Consider the following 20,629-nt stretch of genomic DNA (forward strand, 5'->3'; position numbering starts at 1 on the left):
CTGCAGATGGCGAGGTGGCCGTTCATGGTTCCACCATGTCTCACGGCCCCATTATTGCGTCAAGGGGCTGTTTTCGGGCAGTTAGCCACCCGCTCCGCACCGAAATCACGTCAACGCCCTCATGGTTAATCATTATTAAGGATTTGGGCGTATCCGGTCGCTTGCGGATTCCCCGCCATTTTCACTGGTGCACCATGCGGCCTGTTTCAGCATTGATTGCCTGCACGCTCTTTGTTGCTCCGTCCTTCCTTGTTTCCTCGGCCGCGCTGGCCGACAGCCGCGTCTTCATCGTCGCCAACCAGGCCGACGGCTACGGCATCGACCAGTGCCTCGCCCGCGGCGATCGCTGCGGTGCCTCCGCCGCCCGCGCCTATTGCCGGTCACGCGATTTTGCGCAGGCCACCAATTACCGCCGCGTCGATCCCGACGAGATCACCGGTGCGGGTCCGCACGCCGCGAATGAAAAATGCAACGGCAACAGCTGTGGTGAATTCGTCGCCATCACCTGCCAGCGCTGAGCCAAGCCGCTGGCCAGACGGGGTTATTGCCACACCGGCGCCCCGGAAACGACGTGACGCTGCCCCGAGAAACGGCTATTGCAGCGGCCTTGCCCGCGCGCTTTGGCGTTGATCGCCGCGCGGCGTCGTTTTAATGGCCGGATATGCCCAATAGCTCCCGTTCTCGCTTCTCCCGCTGGTTTCTGAGTTGCGCCGTGCTGGCCGGCATGTCCCTGCCCGCCACGCATGCCCTGGCGCAAGTGCCGCCCGGCCCGCCCGGTCCGGCTCCGCAAGGCGCGCCACAGCCCAATCCGCAGGCCAATCCGATGTGCGGCCGGCTCGAAGGCCAGCTGGCGGCGATCGACCGCGGCGGCGGCTCCGGCGACCCGGCCAAGGACGAGCAGATCCGCCGCTATCAGGACGCGGCAACCCGCCAGCAGGGCGAGCTCGATCGCGTGACGGCGCAGGCCCGGCGCATGGGCTGCGACAGCTCCGGATTCTTCTCGCTCTTCAACAACAATTCGGCGCAGTGCGGTCCGGTCAACACCCAGATCCAGCAGATGCGCGCCAATCTCGACCAGATCACCGCCAATCTCGAGCGGCTGCGCTCGGGCGGGCTCGGCGGCGCCGACCGCGAGAACCAGCGCCGTTCGGTCCTGACCGCTCTGGCGCAGAATAATTGCGGCCCGCAATATGCCGCGGCCGCGCGTGGCCCCGGCAACTTCCTCGAGAACCTGTTCGGCGGCGGTGGCGGCGGCAATCCCAACAATCCGCTGCCCCCGCCCGATGCGCAGTATGGCGCCCAGTCCGGGACCTTCCGCACCGTCTGCGTCCGCACCTGCGACGGCGCCTATTTCCCGATCTCGTTCGCGACCGTGCAGGCGCGCTTCGCCGCCGACGAGCAGATCTGCAAGGCGCAGTGCCCTGCCGCGGATGCCAGCCTGTTCACCTACCGAAATCCCGGCGAGGACATCAACCAGGCGGTCTCGATCAGCGGCGTGTCCTACTCGTCGCTGCCGAACGCCTTCAAGTACCGCACCGAGTTCAATCCATCCTGCTCCTGCAAGCCGGCCGGCCAGAGCTGGGCCGAGGCGCTGAAGGCGGTCGACGACAAGGCGTCCGCCGAGCAGCAGGGTGACATCATCGTCACCGAGGAGAGCGCGCGGAAGATGCAGCAGCGCGCCCAGACCAAGGCCGCCGCCGGCAAGAAGGGCGCGCCCGCAGCCGCAGCTCAACAGCAGCCCGCCGCCGCTGACGCCGCGGCACCGGCCGCGCCGGCGAGCGACGGCCAGATCCGCACCGTCGGCCCGACCTTCATTCCCAAGCGGTAAGAAGAGTTCAGCCCTCGAACGCTTCCGCCGACGCGCGCGAGGTGCGCGCCACCAGCGTCTCGTCGGGCGCCGGCAGCGCCTTGCCGAAATCGCGGAAGCGGTTGGTGATGGGATAGCGGCGGTCGCGGCCGAAGTTCTTCCGCGTCACCTTCACCCCCGGCGCCGCCTGCCGCCGCTTGTATTCGGCGATGTTGAGCAGGCGATCGACCCGGGCCACCACGTCGCGGTCGAAGCCGGCTTCGATGATGGTCGCCAGCGGCTCCTCGCGCTCCACCAGCCGCTCGAGGATCGCGTCCAGCACGTCGTAGGGCGGCAGCGAATCCTGGTCGGTCTGGTTCTCGCGCAACTCGGCGGTCGGCGGCCGGATGATGATGTTGACCGGGATCACCTCGCCTGACGGCCCGAGCGCGCCGTCCGGCTTCCAGCCATTGCGCAGGCTCGACAGGCGAAACACCTCGGTCTTGTAGATGTCCTTGATCGGATTGAAGCCGCCGTTCATGTCGCCGTACAGCGTGGCGTAGCCGACCGACATCTCCGACTTGTTGCCGGTGGTCACCACCATGGCGCCGGTCTTGTTGGAGATCGCCATCAACAGCGTGCCGCGGGCGCGCGCCTGCAAATTCTCCTCGGTGATGTCGCGGTCCAGCCCCTTGAACACCGGCGCCAGAATCGTCTCGAAGCCGTTCACGGCATCGGCGATCGGCAGGATCTCGTAGCGGATGCCGAGCGCCGCGGCGAGCTTGGCGGCATCGTCGAGCGACACCTGCGCGGTGTAGCGGAACGGCAGCATCACGCCGCGCACCTTGTCGGCGCCGAGCGCATCGACCGCGATCGCCGCGCACAGCGCCGAGTCGATGCCGCCGGAGACGCCGAGCAGCACGCCGGGAAAACCGTTCTTGCGGACATAGTCGCGCAGACCGAGCACGCAGGCCGCGTAATCGGCCTTGTCGCCCTCGAGCTGCGCCGTGATCGGCCCGTTGCAGCGCCAGCCGTCGGCGGTCTTGCGCCAGGTCAGCGTCGTGATGTTCTCCTCGAACGCCGGAAGCTGCGCCGCGACGGAAAGATCGGCATTCAGCGCGAACGAGGCGCCGTCGAAGATCAGCTCGTCCTGGCCGCCGACCTCGTTGAGATAGACCAGCGGCAGCCCGCTCTCAGTGACGCGCGCGACGACGATCGACAGCCTGAGGTCGGCCTTGTCGCGAGCATAGGGCGAGCCGTTCGGCACGACGAGAATCTCGGCGCCGGTCTCGGCGAGACATTCGACGACGTTCTCGTATTCTTCGGACTCCTCGAGCCAGATGTCCTCGCAGATCGGCACGCCGATACGCACGCCGCGCACCGTCACCGGGCCCGGCGCCGGGCCGCGCGCGAACAGCCGCTTCTCGTCGAACACGCCGTAATTCGGCAGATTGGCCTTGAAGCGCAGCGCGGCGATGCGGCCGCCGTCGAGCAGCGCGCAGGCATTGTAGAGCTTGCCGTCCTCGACCCACGGCGTGCCGATCAGCATCGCTGGGCCACCATCCCTGGTCTCGCGCGCCAGTTCCTCGATCGCGGCGCGGCAGGCCGACTGGAACGCCGGCTTGAGCACCAGATCCTCCGGCGGGTAGCCGGCGATGAACAGTTCCGACAGCACCACGAGGTCGGCGCCGTCGGCCTTGGCTTTCTCGCGCGCGGCGCGCGCCCTCGCGGCGTTGCCGGTGACGTCACCGACCGTCGGATTGAGTTGCGCCAGGGTAATCTTGATCTGTTGTTCGCTCATACGCTTAAGTTGTCCTGCACAACAGCAAACTTCAATCATCTTCCAGTCATGGTGCGATTGCAGAAATCGCGCCATGACCGGCGGGAGCTTCTTTTGAGCATGATCTGATCGGAAAACCGGTTCCCACGTTTCCGGATCATGCTCGGGAATCAGAACGCGCCCATGCGTTCGGCGAGGGCGAACAGCCAGAACAGCCCGCCCATGACGAGCGCGACGCCGACCGCGGCCGAGCCCATGTCCTTGACCCGCCCGATCTGCGGATCGTGATCCATGGTCAGGCGATCGGCTAGCTTCTCGATCGCGGTGTTGAGCAGCTCGATGACGAGCACCAGCACCACGGTCGCAACCAATTCGACCCGGCGCATCACGGTGGCGCCGACCAGCCAGGCCAGCGGCAGCGACAGCGCCAGCGCCACCACCTCCTCGCGAATCGCCTGCTCCGAGCGAATGGCGAATGCCAGCCCGTTGCGCGAGTTGATGGTGGCTCGCCAGAACCTCAGCAAGTCACGGCCCCCAAGTCCAAGTCACTGCCTGCCCAAGCCACAGCCCCAATCACAACCCCGCAGCGGCCGGCATCGGCTTGACCTTGCCGGCGCGCTCCTGCTTCAGGAGTTCGGCGATCAGGAAGGCCATGTCGATCGACTGTTCGGCATTAAGACGGGGATCGCAGACCGTGTGGTAGCGGTCGTTGAGGTCCTCATCGGTGATGGCGCGCGCGCCGCCGATGCATTCGGTGACGTCCTGTCCGGTCATCTCCAGGTGCACGCCGCCGGCATGGGTGCCTTCGGCAGCGTGGATCTGGAAGAACGACCTCACCTCCGACAGCACGCGATCGAACGGCCGCGTCTTGTAGCCCGAGGTCGAGGTGATGGTGTTGCCGTGCATCGGATCGCACGACCACACCACCTTGCGCCCTTCCCGCTGCACGGCGCGGATCAGGCCTGGCAGATGGTCGCCGACCTTGTCGGCGCCGAACCGGTTGATCAGGGTCAGGCGCCCCGGCTCATCGTCGGGATTGAGGATGTCGATCAGCTTCAACAGTTCGTCCGGCTTCAGCGACGGGCCGCATTTCAGGCCGATCGGGTTCTTGATGCCGCGGAAATATTCGACATGGCCGTGATCGAGCTGACGGGTTCGGTCGCCGATCCAGATCATGTGGCCGGAGGTCGCGTACCAGTCGCCGGTGGTGGAATCGACCCGCGTCATCGCCTGCTCGTAGCCGAGCAGCAGCGCCTCGTGGCTGGTGTAGAAATCGGTGGCGCGCAGCTCGGGATGGCTCTCGAGGTCGAGGCCGCAGGCGCGCATGAAGTTCAGCGCATCCGAGATACGGTCGGCCAGCTCCTTGTAGCGGCGTGATTGCGGCGAATCCTTCAGGAAGCCGAGCATCCACTGATGCACGCTGCCGAGATTGGCGAAACCACCGGTGGCGAACGCGCGCAGCAGGTTCAGCGTCGCGGCGGATTGCCGATAAGCCATCAGCTGGCGCTGCGGATCGGGAATGCGCGCTTCCGGGGTGAAGGCGATGTCGTTGACGATGTCGCCGCGATAGCTCGGCAGCTCGACGTCGCCCTGCTTCTCGGTCGGCGACGAGCGCGGCTTGGCGAACTGGCCGGCGATCCGGCCGACCTTCACCACCGGCAGCGCGCCGGCATAGGTCAGCACGACCGCCATCTGCAACAGGACGCGGAAGAAGTCGCGGATGTTGTTGGCGCCGTGCTCGGCAAAGCTCTCGGCGCAGTCGCCGCCCTGCAGCAGGAAGGCCTCGCCGGCGGCGACCCGCCCCAGCGCCTTCTTCAGGCTGCGCGCCTCGCCCGCGAACACCAGCGGCGGAAAAGTCGCCAGCTGGGCCTCGACATCGGCCAATGCCTTGGCATCGGGATAATCGGGCACCTGCAGCACCTTCTTGGCGCGCCAGCTATCGGGTGTCCACCGCTCGGACATGAGGTCAACTCCTGAGCAAAAACCGCAACTTAATCACGGCATGACGAAAGCCCGGCTTATACACAGGGCCCCGCTTTCCCGCTAGAAGGATTCCTGCAATCTGGTCAAACCCTTGCAGGGAAATCCGAATTCGCATTTGGTAGAGCATAGCATGAATGCCGGGGAAATCGCCGTGGCCTCCGCCGCGCTGGACGACGTTTTTAGCGACGACATCGTCGTGCCGGCCGCGGACGGCTATCCGCTCGCCGCGACGCTGTTCCTGCCGCGCGGCACGCGGCGTCAGGCCGTGCTGATCAATTCGGCGACTGCCGTGCCCCGCAAGGTCTATCGCGGCTTCGCCGGCTACCTCGCCCGCCGCGGCGCCGCGGTACTGACCTACGACTACCGCGGCACCGGCGGTAGCCGGCCGATGGCGGCGACCGGCCTCAACAAGCCGAAATCACTGGCCGGCTTCAAGGCCACGATGGCGGACTGGGCTGCGCTCGACGCCACCGCGGCGGTGAGCTGGATGCGCGAGCGCTATCGCAGCCTCCCCTTCGCCTATGTCGGCCACTCCTTCGGCGGCCAGGCGCTCGGGCTGCTTGCCAACAATGCCGAGATCCCGCGCGCGCTCCTGATCGCATCGCAGGCCGCCTATTGGAAGCTGATGGCCTCGCCCGAGCGCTACCGCGTCGTCGCCTTCATGACCGGCGTCGGCCTGCCGCTGGCGCGCACGCTCGGTTACCTCCCCGCTTGGGCCGGCCTCGGCATGGACCTGCCGAGGGGCGCGTTCGAGCAATGGCGGAACTGGGTGATGCGGGAGCGCTATCTGCTCGATGATGCCACGCTGACAGCGCGCGAGAATTTTCCGAAGTTCAAGGGCAAGCTCCGCGCGCTTGTCATGACCGACGACACCTGGGCAACGCGGCCGGCGGTCGAATTGCTGTGCTCCGCCTTCACGTCGATCACGCCGGAGATCATCTCGATCCGTCCCGCCGACGCCGGCGCAAAAGCGATCGGCCATCTCGGCTTCTTCCGCAGCGACCACCGCGACGCGCTGTGGCGCGGTGCCGCGGAGTGGATTGAGGCGGAGGGATAGACGCGGCACTCTCCGGCGTCGTCCCTGCGCTTTCGCAGGGACGACGCCGCATTATATTGCGCCGCTGGTGAATCATAATTTCGCATTCTCGCGACATGAATCGCGCGAGCTTTGCTCTTCAACCCGGATTCGCGGTCAAGATGATGGGTATCGCTTCGCTCCGCCCACCCTGCCAGCCTCACACCACCTTCCGCGGCGCAGCCGTCGCAGCGTCACCCGTGTTCGGCGTCCCGGTCGGTTCGATCAGCAGCAGATGCACCTCTTCCCTTGCGACAGGCCGATGCTCGACGCCTTTCGGCACGATGTACATCTGGCCGGGCGTTAGCGTCACGGTGCGGTCGCGCAGCTCGATGTCGAGGATGCCTTTCAGGACGAGGAAGAAGTCGTCGGTGTCGTCGTGCTCAGACGAATTCGCCCTGCACCTTCACCACCATGACGTCGCAGGCGTTGAATTGCGCGACGGTGCGCGGCGACCAGTGATCGCTGAATGTCGACAGTTTCTGCGAAAGATCGATCGCGCCGCTCATGATGCCTCCGGGTCCGGGCCAGCCTGCCGGACTCGTTAGCTCAGCCGCGCGACGCACTCAATGCACGCCCCTCAGCCTCTCCGGATATGTACTCGGCCCATTGTGCCCGTTGATGTCGCAAGGCGCTTCGCCGTTGGTGGCCCGCCGCGCCAGCAGTTCCTTTTCGGCCTGATACCAGAGCTGATCCATCTTGCCCGGCGGCTCGCCGGCGTCCTTCCACAATTCGTAGGCGCGGGTCCGGATCTCCTGCTCGGTTGGGCCTCTCATGCGCGGCTCCCTCAATTTGAGACATCAAACTGTTTGAGAGTGGAACGGACAGCATAGCGCAAGGTTCCAGGGTGCGCGAGACGGCCGCGCGCCGATGGCGCATCGCCTGTGCACAAGCGCCGTTGCGCAGACCATTCGCCGGAAACCGCGTTCGATTTGAGGGCGCGAAGCGACCCTGAGGAAAAGTCCCGGGCGGATGTGCATGTCAACAAGGGTGCCCTAATTCCCGGGCACGAAGCACGGCCGTCGGCGTCGGTCTTGCGGAGGCGCGCTACCCCTTCCGAGGTATGAAACCTTTGCCCCGCTTCCGCAGACAAAAACTCATCAGGATTTTGCCAACCTTCCTGGGGCTAGAGACAGCGCCGTCCGCATGTATTTTAAGCGGGCGGCGTTGGGCTGTCAGGCAGGGCTCATTCCCCGTTCCCCATCGCCAGGAGAACACCAGGACGGCAGCGCCGGCCCCTGCGGGCTACCGCTATTCCGCCGCCTGGCGCACGTGGCGCGCGGTGGGCGTCCGCATCGTCACCAGCTCTTCGGAAGCGGTCGGATGCAGCGCGATGGTGGCGTCGAAATCGGCCTTGGTCGCCTTCATCTTGACGGCGATCGCGACGGCCTGGGTGATTTCGGCGGCGCCATCGCCGACGATGTGGCAGCCGAGCACGCGGTCGCTCGCGCCGTCGACCACGAGCTTCATCAGCACGCGGGTGTCGCGGCCGGACATCGTCGCCTTGATCGGGCGGAAATCGGTCTTGTAGATGTCGACGTGGCTGAACTGCGCCCGCGCCTCCTCTTCCGTCAGACCAACGGTGCCGACCTCCGGCTGCGAGAACACCGCGGTCGGGATCGTGGCGTGGTCGACCTCGACCGGGCGCTTGCCGAACACCGTGTCGGCGAAGGCATGGCCCTCGCGGATCGCAACCGGCGTCAGATTGGTGCGGTGGGTGACGTCGCCGACCGCGTAGATGTTGTCGACCGAGGTCTTCGACCAGCCGTCGACCTGGATGCCGCCATTCGCTGGATTGATGGCGACGCCGGCGGTCTCGAGCCCGAGATTGGCGACATTGGGATGCCGGCCGATCGCGAACATCACCTGGTCGGAGGCGATGCTCGAGCCGCTCGACAGGTGCGTGGTGAAGTCACGGCCGTGCTTGTCGACCTTCGCCACCGTGCAGCCGGTGATGATGGTGATGCCGCGCTTCTCCATCTCGGCGCGGACATGCTTGCGCACGTCCTCGTCGAAGCCGCGCAGGATGTTGTCGCCGCGATAGATTACCGTGACGTCGGAGCCGAAGCCGGCGAAGATGCCGGCGAATTCCAGCGCGATGTAGCCGCCGCCCTGGATCACGATCCGCTTCGGCAGCTCCTTGAGGTGAAACGCCTCGTTGGAGGAGATCACGTGCTCGATGCCGGGCACGATCGGCCCGTGATTGGGCGCGCCGCCGGTCGCGATCAGGATGTACTTCGCCGTCACCTTCTCGCCGGTGGCGAGTCTGATGGTGTGGGCATCCTCAAGCACCGCGCGGGTCTTCGCGATCCGTGCGCCCGACTTCTCGACGTTGGTGGTGTAGGCGCCCTCGAGCCGGGCGATCTCCTTGTCCTTGTTGGCGACGAGAGTGGCCCAGTCGAACGAGACCTGCCCGATGCTCCAGCCGAAGCCGGCCGCGTCCTCGATCTCGTCGTGGACGTGGCTGCCGATCACGAACAGCTTCTTCGGCACGCAGCCGCGGATCACGCAGGTGCCGCCCATCCGGTACTCTTCGGCGACCATGACCTTCGCACCGTAACCCGCGGCGATGCGGGCGGCACGAACGCCGCCCGAACCACCACCGATGACAAACAGGTCGACGTCAAACTCGGCCATGGTAAATCTCAGCTCTAATCGCCGGAATTCGGCTTGATCAACTGCTTTCCCTCAGCTTGAGGGCATCTAGTCTTTCACCGCCGTCATTGCGAGGAGCGATAGCGACGAAGCAATCCATCTCTCCGCTTGTGGGACAATGGATTGCTTCGCTTCGCTCGCAATGACGTAGATTAGTGCGGCGCACTCAACTTGACGCCCGTCATGCTGAGGCGTCGTTTAGATATCCTTGCCGCGCTTCTTCATCTCGGCCTTGAACTGGGCGTTGACGATCACGCCAAACTGCTGCGCCCACTGCTGCATATATTGCAGCGAATCGTTGATTGCCTTGGGCTCAGAGGTCAGAAGCTTCTGACCGAGCGGCGTCTTGTAGAAGATCACGAGATCCTTCAGCTCCTGCTCGGTGAACTCGGCGGCGTAGAGCTGCGCCATGCCTTCGCCGATTTCCTTCTCACTGCCACCCAGGTTCTTGGCGATGACGAGCGCGACCTCGTTGAGGTCCTTCTGGTAGTTGAGGTATTGCTGGAGCAGACCGGTCTTGGTCTTCTCGATGATTCCAGGAACGGCGCCGGCATACATCACCTGCACGTTCTTCATCTGAAGGATTTCCTTGGCGTACCCAATCGCCGCGGGGGTCGACTGCTTGACCTGGGGCATGGGAGGCAGCTGCGGCTGCTGCGCCATCGCCGGTGCGAGCGCCAGTCCAGCCGCCAGGGCCGCAGCCGACAAAAGTCCCGAAAAACGATTCATTCCAAGTCTCCTTGCTTGCGGCCTCATGGCCGTTCAACAACCCGAATTCCCTGCACGCCGGCCAGCACGGCGACGCTGCCAAGCCCGATGAACAGGCCGTGTTCGACCACGCCCGGAATCACGCTGAGCAAACCGGCAAGACGCGGCGGATCGCCGATCCGGCCGAGATGGGCATCGACGATCCAGTGGCCGCCATCGGTGACAAAAACGTGACCGTCCTTGCCCTGACGGACCAGCATTTCGCCGGATACGCCAGCCTCTGAAAACGCCCGCGCCATCGCGGCCTGGGTCGCGGCGAGCCCGAACGGGATCACCTCGACCGGCAACGGAAAGCGGCCGAGCACGTCGACCCATTTGCTGTCGTCGGCGATCACGATCATGCGATCACTGGCGGCCGCGACGATCTTCTCGCGCAGCAGCGCCCCGCCGCCGCCCTTGATCAGGTTGAGCGCCGGGTCGATCTCGTCGGCGCCGTCGATGGTGAGGTCGAGATGGTCGATCTCGTCCAGCGTGGTCAGCGGAATGCCGCAGCGGATCGCATCCGCGCGGGTCGCTTCCGAGGTCGGCACGCCGATCACCTTCATGCCCGACCGGACCTTCTCGCCGAGCAGCTCGACGAAATGCTTCGCGGTCGATCCGGTGCCGAGCCCGAGCTTCATGCCGTCGCGCACCTCTTCGAGCGCGCGCGCCGCCGCCTGGCGTTTCAGTGCGTCCATGTCCACGTGCCGATAGCCCCTCGGTTGGTCCGTTACGGGCCGCCATCGGGTGGCCCGGCGGGCGCATATCTAGCGTCGTTTTGCAGGCAGGAATAGCGGCAAGCGGACCAGTCTTTAGGCCGAAACGGCGTCCATCGCGGCCAAAATCGCCGAAAAGCGCTGTTCGACCTCGGCCCGCATCCCGGGGTGGGTGAAAATGTAGAACTGGTCGTCGCGGATCGCGGCCAGCACATGTCCTGCAACCGACGCCGGATCGAGACCGGCCTCCAGGCGTCGCGCGATCTCGGCGACGACAGCGGCCATCGGGCTTGCCGGATCGAACTGACGGGTCGGGCCGTACTGCTCCGGGCGGTTGCGCCCGCTCTCGCCGATCCGGGTCCGCACAAAGCTCGGACAGAGCACGCTGACGCCGATCCCGAGCGGCCTGAGCTGCATGGCGAGCCCTTCGGACAGGCTGACGACGGCGAACTTGGTCGCCGAATACGGGCTCAAGCCAAGCCCGGCATTCATCCCGGCCATCGAAGCCGTATTGACGATATGGCCACCCTCGCCGTGCCCGCGGATGTGCGGCAGGAAGCTCCTGATGCCGTGCACGACGCCCATCAGGTTGACGTCGATCACCCAGCGCCAGTCGTCGACCGAGATCGGGTCAATGCCGCCGCCGGCCGCGACGCCGGCATTGTTGCAGACGACATGGACCTTGCCGAAGGCGCGGAACGACGCCTCCGCCGCGCGATCGACGCTTAGGCGATCGGCAACGTCGCAGACCACGCCATCAGCATCCGCACCGCCGGCGCGCAGCGCATCGACGGCCTCGTCCAGCGGACCGGCTTCAATGTCGGCGAGCATCACCTTCATGCCCTCGCGAGCAAAGGCGGTTGCCATCGCCAGTCCGATTCCGCTGGCCGCGCCGGTGACGAAAGCGGCTTTTCCGGCAAGTTCCCGCATCTCAGCCTCCCCTATCTCATGACGTGCCCACATCTACTCTTGCATCGCAGCGCCCGGCCCGATAGCCAAAAGCATCATGTCCGCCGCCTCTCCCCCCATCGTCGTATTCGATCTCGACGGCACGCTGGTCGACACCGCGCCTGATCTGATCGGCGCGCTGAACCATGTGCTCGACCGCGAGGGCCTGCGGCCGGTGCCGCTGGCGGCCGCGCGCAACATGATCGGCGCCGGCGCGCGCAAGCTGCTCGAACGCGGGCTCGAGGTGGAAGGACGCGCGGTCAGCGTCGGTGACCTCGACCGCTTGACCGCGGATTTCGTCGACTATTATGCCGAGCATATCGCCGACGGCTCGCGACCGTTCGACGGGCTCGAGGCCGCGCTCGACCGGCTCGAAGCAAAGGGCCATCGCTTTGCGGTGTGCACCAACAAACTGGAATGGCTGTCGAAGCTGCTGCTCGACCGGCTCGGCCTAACCAAGCGCTTCGCCGCGATCTGCGGCGCCGATACCTTCGGCATCGCAAAACCCGATCCGACGTTCCTGCGCGAGACGGTGGCCCGCGCCGGCGGCCGGCTGCCCGGCGCCATCATGGTCGGCGATGCTGGCCCCGATGTCGGGGTCGCAAGGCGCGCCCAGGTCCCGGTGATCGGCGTCGATTTTGGCTATACCGACGTTCCGATGACCGAGCTGAAGCCGGACCGGCTGATCAGCCATATGCGCGATCTGCCGGACGCCGTCGCCAGCCTGAGCGCGGCATAAACTTTCCGCAACACACTGATCGCTTGGCAATATTTAGCCATGCGATTCCACCATTAACCATCCTTTAACGAGCAGGCCCCCCGCTGTTGCGCCTCTGTTCCGACGCACCTATGGTCCGCTCCGGGGATTGTGGCTGATTGCCGCAGTAGAGTGTGGATCATGCGTCGTATCATCGTGATTGCGGCCGCCGGGCTGAGCCTGGCCGGCTGCTCCTCCTTCTCATTGGATTCGTTCAAGTCGGCGCCGCCACCGATGCCGGTTCAGCTGGATTCAAACCCGCCGGGCGCCGACGCCGTGACCTCGCTCGGACCGGGCTGCAAGACGCCCTGCACCGTGTCGATCCCGGCGCCGGAGACCAACTTCTCCGTCACCTTCAACATGCCGAAGTTCCAGCCGGCGACCGTTCCGGTCACCGTGACCCGCGTTCCCGGCGACTTCACCACGCCGGCCACCACGACGCTGGATCCCAGTCCGGTGTTCGCCGAGCTGCAGCCGGCCGGACCGCCGCCGCGCGCGGCGAAGAAGCCGATACGGAAGAAGAAGCCGAAACCGGCTGCCGCTGCGGCGCCTGCCGCCGCTCCGAACTCCGCGTTCCCCGCCCCGAGCGCGGCTGCGCCGGCGCCGGCCGCCGCGCCGTCGCGCTAGCGCGGGCGGCCGAACCGCATTTGCACTGCACAAGAGCCCGGCCCAAAGCCGGTTTTTGTATTTGGTCGAGACACATCCGCGATTGCGATCCTACATCGCGCGATCTGCCTCGCCTATCGCTTTGCATGCTGCGGATCATCCATACGATCATCCCTTGGGACGCATTGTGACAACGCGCCAACATGCATAGATTGCGGATGCCGGAGCCGATCACGGCGCGGCAGGCAGGAAACAGATTGCAAGGCCCGAACTGAATGAACGGATCCACGCAAGCACATTCCGACACGCTGTTTCGTCCGATGACCGATCCGTTCGGCCGGACCATCCGTTATTTGCGCGTCTCCGTCACCGACCGCTGCGACCTGCGCTGCTTCTACTGCATGTCGGAGGACATGACCTTCCTGCCGAAGGCCGATCTCTTGACGCTGGAAGAGCTCGACCGGCTCTGCTCGGCGTTCGTCGCCAAGGGCGTGCGCAAGATCCGCCTCACCGGCGGCGAGCCGCTGGTCCGCCGCAACGTGATGGGCCTGGTGCGCTCGCTGTCGCGGCATCTGACCACGGGCGCACTCGACGAATTGACGCTGACCACCAACGGTTCGCAGCTGGCGCGCTTCGCCCAGGAGCTGGCCGATTGCGGCGTGCGCCGCGTCAACGTCTCGCTCGACACCCTCGACCCCGTAAAATTCCGGGCCGTCACCCGCTGGGGCGACATCGACAAGGTGCTGTCGGGCATCGAGGCGGCGCGGTCGGCGGGGCTCGCGGTCAAGATCAACGCGGTCGCGCTGAAGAACATGAACGAGGACGAGATACCGGCGCTGATGGAATGGGCGCACGGCAAGGGCATGGGCCTCACCTTGATCGAGGTGATGCCGATGGGCGACATCGGCGAAGGCCGGATCGATCAGTACGTGCCGCTGTCCTTGATGCGCGCGCGGCTCGAGAAGCACTACACGCTGACCGATCTGTCCGACGACACCGGCGGCCCCGCCCGCTACGTCCGGGTCGCCGAGACCGGCGGCAAGCTCGGCTTCATCACGCCGATGACCCATAATTTCTGCGAATCCTGCAACCGGGTGCGGATCACCTGCACCGGCACGCTGCACACCTGCCTCGGCCACGAGGACGCCTCCGACCTGCGCCGGCCGCTGCGTGCCTCCGCCGACAACGATTTGCTGGCGGCGGCCATCGACCGGGCCATCGGACTGAAGCCGAAGGGGCACGATTTCATCATCGACCGCCGCCACAACCGTCCGAGCGTCAGCCGCCACATGAGCGTGACCGGCGGCTAGTCTTCAAGCTCCCTTCCGACGCGCGGCCTGTCCCCCGATTACCAAGGCGGGACAACAGTTTGCCGCGGCGTCAATTTGTCCATTTTCCGATTGACGGCGTTCCACGGCGCTGATTTGGTGAATCAGCTTTCACGCTAGTCTGGCCAGCATAGGCCGCTGCCCTCCGTCGGCTCCTGCCGACGATTCCCGGCAGCCAAGAACGGCTCAAGCGGATTTCGGGGGAGGACGAACGTTTGCAACTGCTCCTGAAAGTGAGCCGTGGCTCCGTGCGCATGCGCGCGGCGGCCAGATGATGCTTGAAGAGATATTCGGCGCGCGGATGGCGCGACCGTGGAGATCGTGATGCGCCCATTGTTGGCATTAAGTCAGGCCATCGACCAACTCAACGAGAAGATCGGCTACATCTGCAACCTGCTGGTGCTGATCTCGTGCCTGGTCAGCGCCGGCAACGCCATGATCCGCTACGCGTTCAGCTACTCGTCGAACGGCTGGCTCGAGGCGCAGTGGTACATGTTCGCGATCCTCGTGATGTTCGGCGCCTCCTACACCTTCAAGCGCAACGAGCATGTCCGCGTCGAGATCATGTATCTGATGCTGTCCGAACGCGGCCAGCTCTGGCTCGACCTGATCGGAACGCTGTTCTTCCTGATCCCGGCCTGCCTCCTGCTCGCCTATCTGTCATGGCCGTTCTTCTACCAGGCCTATGCAGTCGGCGAGATGAGCGGCAACGCCGGCGGCCTGCTGCGCTGGCCGATCAAGTTCGTTATCCCGTCCGGCTTCGTGATGCTTGCGCTGCAAGGCGTCTCAGAGGTGATCAAGCGGATCGCCGCGCTGCAGGGCTACGTGACCATCGACGCGAAGTATGAGAGGCCGACTCAATGATCACGCTGGAGATGATGCCGCCACTGATGTTCGGCGGCCTGATCGTAGCGATGCTGATCGGTTATCCGGTGGCGTTCACGCTCGCCGCGGTCGGCCTGTCGTTCGGGTTCCTCTCGATCTATCTCGGCTTCTTCGACCTCAACTTCCTGCAGGCGATCCCGGGCCGCATCTTCGGCAGCGTGCTGTCCAACGAGCTGCTGCTGGCGATCCCGTTCTTCACCTTCATGGGCGCGATATTGGAGAGATGCGGGCTCGCCGAGGACATGCTGGATTCGATGGGCCAGCTGTTCGGCCCGATCCGCGGCGGCCTCGGCTATTCCGTGATCATCGTCGGCTTCATCCTCGGCGCCATCACCGGCACGGTGGCAGCGCAGGTGATCGCGATGGCGCTGATCTCGATGCCGGTGATGATCCGCTACGGCTACAACATCCGCTACATCACGGGCGTGCTCGCCGCCTCCGGCACCATCACGCAACTTGTCCCTCCCTCTCTCGTCCTGATCGTGCTCGCCGACCAGCTCGGCAAGTCGGTCGGCGACATGTATCTCGGCGCCTGGGGCCCATCGGTGTTCCAGATCCTGCTGTTCGCCGGCTACACCTTCCTGCTCGGCATCTTCAAGCCGAGCCATGTGCCGGCGGTGCCGATCGAGGCACGCACGCTGACCGGGTGGGCGCTGTGGAAGAAGTGCCTGCTCGGCATCATCCCCTCGGCGGTACTGATCTTCGTCGTGCTCGGCACCATGATGATGGGCCTTGCGACCCCGACGGAAGCCGGCGCCATGGGCGCGGTCGGCGCCATCGTGCTCGCCGCCATCCACCACAAGGATTTCAGCGCCACCGGCAACAAGGTGCTGATGGTCGGTGTGATCGCCGGCGGCATCGGCACCATCATCGCGATGCTCTACAGCGAGAACCTGCTCTTCAAGCTCGCCTTCGCGATCACCTACGCCGCGGTGGTCTGGATCTGCCTCGAGGCCGTCAAGATCCCGGACCTGCGCGACCTGATCAAGCAGGGCTACGAGACCACCATGCGGATCACCTGCATGGTCACCTTCATCCTGATCGGCTCGACCTGCTTCTCGGTCGTGTTCCTCGGCGTATCCGGCGGCACTTGGCTGGAGCACCATCTGACCTCGCTGCCCGGCGGCGTCTGGGGCTTCCTGATCTTCATCAACCTGTTCATCTTCTTCCTGGCGTTCTTCCTCGACTTCTTCGAGATCGCCTTCATCATCCTGCCGATGGTCGCGCCGATCGCGCAGAAGGTGCTGGCGCCGGTGGTCGGCCCCGACGCCGCGCTGATCTGGTTCGGCGTGATGCTCTGCGTCAACATGCAGACCTCGTTCCTGCATCCGCCATTCGGCTTCGCGCTGTTCTATCTGCGCGGCGTGGCGCCCAAGGAAGTGAAGAGCTCGGACATCTACTGGGGCGCAATGCCGTGGATCGGCTTGCAGGCGATCATGGTGGCGCTGGTGATCGCGTTCCCGGTCGTCGTCACCGGACTGCTCGACAAGCCGCTCGATGTCGACCTCAACAAGGTCAAGATCGAGGTGCCGCAGATCGACCTGCCGCCGCTCGACTTCGGACAGCCGAAACAGTAGCCCGGCATCAGCGCATTCGGCGTGCCCAGAGCATTTCGGTTCTGATTAAATCAGAACCGAAGCCCTGGATTCTCGTTTTGTCGCGTTTTCTTCACGCGAACCGGCGTCCACTTCGCTCGAAAACGCTCGCGGGCGCGAGGCACGCCGCTGTTGACGGCACCGGCGAGGCCTGTGAAGACGGGGATACGGATCGTCCTCCAACTCACAGATCGCCGCATGCCCCAATTGCATCCCGCCCGCTCGCTCATTCGCCCGCTGATGCTGTCGCTTGGTCTGGCGCTTGCCGCGCCCGCAGCGCATGCAGCCGACATTCGCGCGCTGGCGCAACAGGAACAGCAGCCGCTGCTCGACACCCTGCGCGACCTCGTGCAGATCGAATCCGGCAGCAAGGACATCGAGGGCCTGAACCAGCTCGCCGAGCGCGTCGCCCGCCAGCTCAAGCAGCTCGGCGGCACGGTCGATATCCTGCAGACCACCGATATCTACCGCCTCGACGACACGCCGGAGAAGATCGGTCCCGCCGTGCAGGCCGTCTTCAAGGGCACGGGCAGCGCGAAGATCATGCTGATCGCGCACATGGATACGGTGTATCTCAAGGGCATGCTGAAGGACCAACCCTTCCGCATCGATGGCGACAAGGCCTATGGGCTCGGCATTGCCGATGACAAGCAGGGCGTCGCCACCATCCTCCACGCCGCGGCGTTGCTGCAGAAGCTGAACTTCAAAAATTACGGTACGCTCACGGTGCTGATCAATGGCGACGAGGAGATCTCTTCGCCCGGCTGGCGCAGCACCATCACCCGTCTCGCCGCGGAACAGGATGCCGTGTTCTCGTTCGAGGGCGGCGGCACGGACGGCACGCTGCGCCTCGCCACCAGCGGCATCGGCTCGGCCTATCTCACGGTGCACGGCAAGTCGTCGCATGCGGGCGCCAGGCCCGAAGGCGGCGTGAATGCGCTCTATGAGCTGTCACACCAGGTGCTGCAGATGAAGGACCTGTCCAAGCCGGAGCAGGGCCTGAAGCTGAACTGGACGGTGTCCAAGTCCGGCACCAATCGCAACGTGATCCCAGCCGAAGCCACCGCCCAGGCCGATGCGCGTGCGCTCAAGGTGGCGGATTTCGACGAGCTCGAGAAAGCCCTGCAGGACAAGATCAAGAACCGCCTGCTGCCGGACTCCAGGGTGGACGTGAAGTTCGAGGTGCGCCGCCCGCCGCTCGAAGCCGGCGACACCTCGCGCCGCGTGGCCGCCCACGGCAAGACGATTTATCAGGAACTCGGCCTGTCGCTGAACGTCGCCGAGCGGGCCACCGGCGGCGGCACCGACGCCGCATTTGCCGCCCTCAAGACCAAGGGCGCCGTGGTGGAAGGCATGGGCCTGTCGGGCTTCGGCGCGCACTCCAACGATGCCGAATACGTGCAGATCAACAGCATCGTGCCGCGCCTGGTGCTGACCACACGCATGATCATGGACCTGTCCGACGGCAAGGTGAAGTAGACCGGCAAGGCCGCGGCACGTTCGCGGGCGCTCAGGACGCCGCCGGCTCCGCCTTGGCGAGGCGGAAGCGCAGCGTGAACTGGGCGCCGCCGGACGGCAGGTTCTCCACCCTCACCGTCGCATCGTGATCGTCGACGACGCCGCGCACGATCGAGAGCCCGAGCCCCGCGCCGTCGGTGCGCTGGCGATCGCTGCGCCAGAAGCGCTGGAAGATCAGCCCCTGCTCGGCGGGCGCAATCCCCGGCCCGCAGTCGCGCACCTGCACCGAACCGTTGTCGTGCACCTCGACATCGACCGAGGTCCTCTCGGCGGTGTACTTGATGGCGTTCTCCGCCAGATTGAAGATCGCCCGCTGCAGCATCTCCGCATTGCCCCTGACCTGCACCGGACTGTCGGTGCCGCGCAACGCGATATCTTTCCGCTGCGCCAGCGCGTAGGGCGCGATCGAGCCGACCACCTCGGCGCACACCGCGCGCAAATCCGCGGTCTCGCCGGGATCCAGCACCAGCGTGTCGAGCTCGGCGATCTCGAGCAGCTGGCTGACGATGCGGCTCATGCTCTCGATGTCGGCATGCAGCTCCCTGGTCCCCTTGGCCGCATCGAGCGTCTCGATCCGGGTCCTGAGGATCGCAAGCGGCGTGCGCAGCTGATGCGCGGCATCGGCCGTGAACTGGCGCTGCACGTGAAAACCTTCCTCAAGGCGATCGAACGCCTGGTTGACGGCGGTCACCAGCGGCAGGATCTCGCTTGGAATCCCCTCCGTCGGCAGGCGGATATCGGTCCTTGCCGGCCCGATGCTTCTCGCCTCCTCCGAGGCCCGCAACAGCGGTGTCACCGCGCGGCGGAAGATCAGGATGTCGGTGGCAAGCAGGATCAGAAGGATCGGGATGGTGATCCAGCCAACCCGCCGGAAGAAGTTGGAGACGATGTCGTCGATGATGACGTCGCGATGCGACAGGTCCTCGGCGACCAGGATGCGCAGCGTCTGGCCGCCGAGCAGCTTGGTGACGCTGGCACCGGAAATCCGGTTGGCGGACGCCGGCAGTCGCGGCGCCTCGCGATGCGACGAAAACAGCAGGTGACCGTCGGCATCGTAGATGTCGTAGCGGTAGCGGCCATAGGCGTCGGAATAGAGTCCCTTCAGGCTGTCCGGCAGGTTGAGTTGCACCTTGCCCGCGGCATCGACCGAGAGGTTCTGGCCGAGATCGGCGGCCTGGTCGCGCATCGCTTCGCGATGCAGCTGATTGATCTCCGAATTCAACAGCCACAGCAGCAGCAGCGGCAGGAAGATCGCCGCGACCGCGACCGCCACGATGTGCAGGAACGCGATCCGCGACGTCAGCGACTTGAAGCGGAACACGCCTACTTCTCCTCCGCCATCAGATAACCGACGCCCCGAATGGTATGAATGATGACCCTGGCGCGGTGCTCGGTGAGCAGCTTGCGCAGCCGCGACACGTAGACCTCGACCGCGTTCGAGGCGACCTCGCCGGACAGGCCGAAGATGTGGTCCTCGACATTCTTCTTCGGCACCACCCGCCCCTGCCGTCGCAACAGGATCTCCAGGACCGACGTCTCGCGCGCCGAGAACACGTGCGGAGCGCCGTCGACGAACACCTGCTTGCTCTCGGTGTCGTAGACCAGATTGGCGAGCTTCAGCGAGGAGCCGAGCAGCTGGCCGGGTCGGCGCAGGATGGCTTCGAGCCGCGCCACCAGCTCCTCCAGCGCGAACGGCTTCGCCAGATAGTCGTCCGCGCCGCTGCGCAGGCCGCTGACCCGATCCTGCAGGCCGCCCCGCGCGGTCAGCACCAGGACCGGCAGCGGATCGGTCTTGCGGCGAAGCTCCGACAGCACCGACAAGCCATCGCCGTCGGGCAGACCGAGATCGAGGATCATGGCGGCATAACTGACGCTGCGCAGCGCATCGCGCGCCTCGGCAACGCTGTTGACGACATCGGACTCATATCCCGCCGCCATCAGCCCGCTGGCGAGCAGCCGCGAGAGCTCGACATTGTCCTCGACGATCAGAAGGCGCATCGCAGCAATCCTGACTTCATTCAATCGATCTTCTGCTTGCTGTCGTCAAACAAGACGCATGCGAAGGTGACGTCTCGATGGCGACACAAGCGCATGTTGCTCCAGCTCGTGTTACTGCCCTGAAAACAGATACCGCCTCCCCGCTGCAATCAAAATCTACGCCAGGCGCCTTTGATTGCGCCCGTGTAAGGCTGACGTCAGCTAGCCATGATAACATAACGGATTGCGCGTTCGCGCCCGGAGATCGAGAAC

The 20,629-nt window shown here is 65.3% G+C and carries 19 protein-coding genes and 1 pseudogene; 9 read left to right on the forward strand and 11 right to left on the reverse strand.

All coding sequences use genetic code 11. The features are described from left to right. Positions 1-194 precede the first annotated feature (194 nt). A complete protein-coding gene (locus ACZBJS_RS02700; protein WP_076826458.1) occupies positions 195-518 on the forward strand; it encodes a hypothetical protein in 324 nt (107 codons plus the stop codon). Between the two features lie 143 nt (positions 519-661). Next, positions 662-1,828: a DUF2865 domain-containing protein gene (locus ACZBJS_RS02705; RefSeq protein WP_076826456.1), complete on the forward strand. Its 1,167-nt coding sequence runs from the start codon at positions 662-664 to the stop codon at positions 1,826-1,828. A 7-nt stretch (positions 1,829-1,835) separates the two neighbouring features. Here the strand turns inward: ACZBJS_RS02705 and ACZBJS_RS02710 are convergent, their stop codons facing one another. From ACZBJS_RS02710 to ACZBJS_RS02720, 3 genes are all read right to left on the reverse strand, one after another. Beyond that, positions 1,836-3,587: an NAD+ synthase gene (locus ACZBJS_RS02710; RefSeq protein WP_057017264.1), complete on the reverse strand. Its 1,752-nt coding sequence runs from the start codon at positions 3,585-3,587 to the stop codon at positions 1,836-1,838. A 149-nt stretch (positions 3,588-3,736) separates the two neighbouring features. After that, positions 3,737-4,090, reverse strand: a complete 354-nt coding sequence (locus ACZBJS_RS02715) for a diacylglycerol kinase (RefSeq protein WP_463438314.1) — start codon at positions 4,088-4,090, stop codon at positions 3,737-3,739. Between the two features lie 49 nt (positions 4,091-4,139). Then, the gene (locus ACZBJS_RS02720) at positions 4,140-5,528 is read right to left on the reverse strand and encodes a class II 3-deoxy-7-phosphoheptulonate synthase (RefSeq protein ID WP_028334252.1); all 1,389 of its coding nucleotides are present in this window, start codon (positions 5,526-5,528) and stop codon (positions 4,140-4,142) included. Between the two features lie 151 nt (positions 5,529-5,679). Here ACZBJS_RS02720 and ACZBJS_RS02725 point away from each other — a divergent pair, with 151 nt between their 5' ends. Further along, on the forward strand, positions 5,680-6,606 hold the full coding sequence (locus tag ACZBJS_RS02725) for an alpha/beta hydrolase family protein (protein ID WP_253623951.1): 927 nt from the start codon (positions 5,680-5,682) through the stop codon (positions 6,604-6,606). Between the two features lie 178 nt (positions 6,607-6,784). Here ACZBJS_RS02725 and ACZBJS_RS02730 read toward each other — a convergent pair. The 6 genes and pseudogenes from ACZBJS_RS02730 to ACZBJS_RS02755 form a co-directional block, all read right to left on the reverse strand. Next, positions 6,785-7,133: pseudogene (locus ACZBJS_RS02730) on the reverse strand (cupin domain-containing protein). 57 nt (positions 7,134-7,190) lie between these two features. Then, the gene (locus tag ACZBJS_RS02735; RefSeq protein ID WP_057017262.1) at positions 7,191-7,400 is read right to left on the reverse strand and encodes a DUF2934 domain-containing protein; all 210 of its coding nucleotides are present in this window, start codon (positions 7,398-7,400) and stop codon (positions 7,191-7,193) included. 475 nt (positions 7,401-7,875) lie between these two features. Beyond that, positions 7,876-9,261, reverse strand: coding sequence for a glutathione-disulfide reductase (gene gor / locus ACZBJS_RS02740; RefSeq protein ID WP_057017261.1), 1,386 nt, complete (start codon positions 9,259-9,261; stop codon positions 7,876-7,878). 216 nt (positions 9,262-9,477) lie between these two features. Next, positions 9,478-10,008: a DUF2059 domain-containing protein gene (locus ACZBJS_RS02745; protein WP_057017260.1), complete on the reverse strand. Its 531-nt coding sequence runs from the start codon at positions 10,006-10,008 to the stop codon at positions 9,478-9,480. 23 nt (positions 10,009-10,031) lie between these two features. Next, positions 10,032-10,730: a ribose-5-phosphate isomerase RpiA gene (gene rpiA / locus ACZBJS_RS02750; RefSeq protein ID WP_141340543.1), complete on the reverse strand. Its 699-nt coding sequence runs from the start codon at positions 10,728-10,730 to the stop codon at positions 10,032-10,034. A gap of 108 nt (positions 10,731-10,838) precedes the next feature. Next, positions 10,839-11,672: an SDR family NAD(P)-dependent oxidoreductase gene (locus ACZBJS_RS02755; protein WP_463438315.1), complete on the reverse strand. Its 834-nt coding sequence runs from the start codon at positions 11,670-11,672 to the stop codon at positions 10,839-10,841. 76 nt (positions 11,673-11,748) lie between these two features. Between ACZBJS_RS02755 and ACZBJS_RS02760 the strand changes: the two genes are divergently transcribed. From ACZBJS_RS02760 to ACZBJS_RS02785, 6 genes are all read left to right on the forward strand, one after another. Beyond that, positions 11,749-12,429, forward strand: coding sequence for an HAD hydrolase-like protein (locus ACZBJS_RS02760; RefSeq protein ID WP_092084387.1), 681 nt, complete (start codon positions 11,749-11,751; stop codon positions 12,427-12,429). A 159-nt stretch (positions 12,430-12,588) separates the two neighbouring features. Beyond that, a complete protein-coding gene (locus tag ACZBJS_RS02765; protein WP_463438316.1) occupies positions 12,589-13,074 on the forward strand; it encodes a hypothetical protein in 486 nt (161 codons plus the stop codon). A gap of 254 nt (positions 13,075-13,328) precedes the next feature. Then, positions 13,329-14,363: a GTP 3',8-cyclase MoaA gene (gene moaA, locus ACZBJS_RS02770; protein ID WP_463438317.1), complete on the forward strand. Its 1,035-nt coding sequence runs from the start codon at positions 13,329-13,331 to the stop codon at positions 14,361-14,363. 342 nt (positions 14,364-14,705) lie between these two features. Continuing rightward, positions 14,706-15,245, forward strand: a complete 540-nt coding sequence (locus tag ACZBJS_RS02775) for a TRAP transporter small permease subunit (RefSeq protein WP_028334243.1) — start codon at positions 14,706-14,708, stop codon at positions 15,243-15,245. Next, complete coding sequence (locus ACZBJS_RS02780) at positions 15,242-16,843, forward strand: TRAP transporter large permease (RefSeq protein WP_057017254.1); 1,602 nt, start codon at positions 15,242-15,244, stop codon at positions 16,841-16,843. Before ACZBJS_RS02775 ends, ACZBJS_RS02780 begins: the two co-directional genes overlap by 4 nt. 216 nt (positions 16,844-17,059) lie before the next feature. Then, positions 17,060-18,340, forward strand: a complete 1,281-nt coding sequence (locus tag ACZBJS_RS02785; RefSeq protein ID WP_463438318.1) for a M20/M25/M40 family metallo-hydrolase — start codon at positions 17,060-17,062, stop codon at positions 18,338-18,340. A gap of 31 nt (positions 18,341-18,371) precedes the next feature. Here ACZBJS_RS02785 and ACZBJS_RS02790 read toward each other — a convergent pair whose 3' ends face one another. After that, the gene (locus ACZBJS_RS02790) at positions 18,372-19,700 is read right to left on the reverse strand and encodes a sensor histidine kinase (protein WP_253623955.1); all 1,329 of its coding nucleotides are present in this window, start codon (positions 19,698-19,700) and stop codon (positions 18,372-18,374) included. Between the two features lie 2 nt (positions 19,701-19,702). Next, entirely contained in the window at positions 19,703-20,377 is a 675-nt protein-coding gene (locus ACZBJS_RS02795; RefSeq protein ID WP_028344544.1) for a response regulator transcription factor, read from the reverse strand. Between the last annotated feature and the right edge of the window lie 252 nt (positions 20,378-20,629).

The sequence above is a fragment of the Bradyrhizobium sp. KZN70725 genome (assembly GCF_055264925.1).